Annotated in this window: 2 protein-coding genes and 1 pseudogene; all 3 read left to right on the top strand. The window is 76.5% G+C overall.

Annotation, left to right across the window (positions count from 1 at the left end; translation table 11 throughout):
- Positions 1 to 364 (top strand): annotated as a pseudogene (locus tag ACFW9D_RS19800) (hypothetical protein); the annotation flags it as partial.
- A 347-nt stretch (positions 365 to 711) separates the two neighbouring features.
- A complete protein-coding gene (locus ACFW9D_RS19795) occupies positions 712 to 1,374 on the top strand; it encodes an RNA polymerase sigma factor (protein WP_188337243.1) in 663 nt (220 codons plus the stop codon).
- The gene (locus ACFW9D_RS19790) at positions 1,374 to 2,471 is read left to right on the top strand and encodes a hypothetical protein (protein WP_384623437.1); all 1,098 of its coding nucleotides are present in this window, start codon (positions 1,374 to 1,376) and stop codon (positions 2,469 to 2,471) included. The genes ACFW9D_RS19795 and ACFW9D_RS19790 overlap by 1 nt, the downstream gene beginning before the upstream one ends.
- Positions 2,472 to 2,689 lie beyond the last annotated feature (218 nt).

The following is a 2,689-nucleotide window of genomic DNA, read 5'->3' as shown; positions in this document are numbered from 1 at the left end:
ACCCGGCCGCCCCGGCACCGGACCGCACACCCCGCCCCCGTCCGGGCGGGCGTCCGGGCCCTGCGCCTCGTACGAGGACGGGCGCGGCACCGAGCGGTCCGAGCGGGCCGCGGAGGACTGCGCCGAGCCGACGGCGACCGGTGCGGGCCACGACCGGCCCGGCGGCACCGGCACGTCCGGCGGCAGGGGCGGACCCGGGAACCCGGGATCCGGCGGCACCACGGGCGGGTCGGGGAACAACGCGAACGGCGCGGGAGGTTCCGGCGGCGGCGGTGGCACGGGCGCGGGTGACTCGGGTCCGGGCGGCTCGGGTTCCGGTTCGGGTTCCGGTCCGGGCGGCGCCGGCAAGGGCCACCAGCCGTAGCCGGCGGTTCCGGTACGGCGAATTCTCGGGAACGCCCGCGTGGAACTTCGGCGGGGGCGGTGTGAAGACCTGCCGACCGGCCCTCCCGACGGGCCTCCGGAACACCCTCCGCATACGGGACGGCCGGGGTCGCCACCCCCCACAGGAGAGACCCCGGCCGCCGCGCGGTACGGGTCGCGAGCGGCCCGTACTTCCTTCAGCGCCGCGGGTGCGTTTTCTGTCACACCCCGCCGTGTGACTCTCTGGTTGCTCGTTGTACAAACATGGACGTGGGGTGTTTCAAGCCGTAGCGTGCAGGTTCGCGCCGGGGGCGCTACTTGGCCGGATGGGGCAGGCAGGGACTGGGAGTGCTGGGGGACGACGCGGAGCTGACCGCCGCGGTGCTTGCGGCGCAGGGCGGGGACGAGAGCGCTTTCCGCACTGTGTACCGCACCGTGCACCCGAGGTTGCTCGGATACGTACGCACACTCGTGGGCGAGCCGGACGCGGAGGACGTCGCCTCCGAGGCGTGGTTGCAGATCGCCCGCGACCTCGACCGCTTCGAGGGCGACGCCGACCGCTTCCGCGGCTGGGCCGCCCGCATAGCCCGCAACCGCGCCCTGGACCACATACGCATGCGGGGACGCCGGCCCGCCATCGGCGGCGACGAGACCGAACTCACCGGCCGACCCGCGACCGCCGACACCGCCGACGAGGCGATGGAGCTGCTCTCCACCGGCGACACCATGGCGCTCATCGCCCAGCTCCCGCAGGACCAGGCCGAGGCCGTGGTGCTGCGGGTCGTCGTCGGGCTCGACGCGAAGAGCGCGGCCCAGACCCTCGGCAAGCGCCCCGGCGCCGTCCGCACCGCCGCGCACCGCGGCCTGAAGCGGCTCGCCGAACTGATCGGCGCCGACCCGAAGACCCCCGGTTCGCTCGAGGCCGTACCCCGGCCACGAGGCCCGAGACCCAGCACGGTGACGTCCGCCGGTGTGACGCAATCGCGTACGCGGACGCAGAAGGACATGTGATGGCCGACGAGCACGACAAGTGGCTGGACCGCGAGGCGGCGGAGCGTCTGCTGCGCGGGGAGCCTCTGGAGGCCGTCGCCGAACAGGACGCGCTGCACGCCCGACGGCTCACCGCGGCGCTCGACTCGCTGACCGCGCTCCCGGCCGGACCCGACGGCGAACTCCCCGGTGAGGACGCTGCGCTCAAGGCGTTCCGGGAGGCCCGCGCGGCCCCCGCCGGCGAGCGCGCCGCCGCCCTCGGCACCCCCGTGACCCTCACCGGCCGCACCGCGCGTGCCGGGCGGCACCGCGGCGGCGCCGCCGGAGCCCCGGCCCGGCCCGGCCCCGACGGCCGGCACGGCCCGCGCTGGGGCCGGCCCGTACGGTTCGGGCTCGCCGCCGCCGTCGCCGCGTGCATGGTCGGCGGCGTCGCCGTCGCCGCGGGCACCGGCGTGCTGCCTTCGCCCTTCGACGGCTGGAGCGATCCGTCGCCCACGACATCGGTGTCGAGCGCGCCCTCCGAGGAACCGCTCGTCTCGCCGTCCGGCAGCGCGGCCGAACGCGGCGAGGCCGTGCCCGACGGCGAACGGACCTCGGACGGCCCCTCCGGCTCGCCCGACGCCCGCGACGGCCGCGACACGTCGAAGGACCCCCGCGGCGGCACGGCGCCCAGCGCCTCGCCCGGCAACGAGGCGACCGACCCGGCCCGCGGCTCCGACGCGCTGCGCCGCCGGATCACCGAGACCTGCGCCAAGTACCGCACCGGCGAGATCGGCGCGGACGAGAAGCGTCAGCTGCGCGAGTCCATGAAGGAGTCCGGGCGCGCCGGCACCGACCTCGGCCGCTTCTGCGACCGCGTCCTCGGTCAGCCCGAGGGCTCCGGCGACGAGGGCTCGGACAACGGCGGCAAGACCGGCGACGAGGACGAGGACGGCAACGACGACGGCGAAGGCGGCGACCAGCCGCCCGCCCTGCCCACCGTCACCCCCACGTCCTCCCCCGACGCGTCCGGCTCGTCGGCCTACGGGGCACGCCCCGTCATCCCGGCCCGCACGGTCTCGGCCACGGCCGTGGCGCCCGCGGAATCCGTCGCGCCCGACCCCGTACCCGCGCGCTGACCTGCGCGGATGCAGGTTCGCGAAAAAAGGTTCACTCGGGGTGTGACGTTTTTCGGGCGGGTGGCGCAGTACTGAGTGAGCCGACTGGTCATCGGCCCGTGCACGAGCCGGGGTTCCCCCCGTACCTGCGGCTCTGTGCCACCGGCGTGGGGGGGGGGGGGGGGGGGGCCGCCCCCCCCCCCCCCACCCCCCCCACCCCCCCCCACCCCCCACACACG

The organism is Streptomyces sp. NPDC059524, assembly GCF_042749255.1.
In the GTDB taxonomy this organism is placed as follows: Bacteria; Actinomycetota; Actinomycetes; order Streptomycetales; family Streptomycetaceae; genus Streptomyces; species Streptomyces xanthii.
Note: the sequence above shows the minus strand (reverse complement) of the source record. Positions and strands in the feature narration are given on the sequence as shown.

Coding starts and splice junctions, on each gene's coding strand:
- ACFW9D_RS19790 (WP_384623437.1), top strand. CDS start 1,374: ATGGCCGACGAGCACGACAAGTGGCTGGACCGCGAGGCGGCGGAGCGT.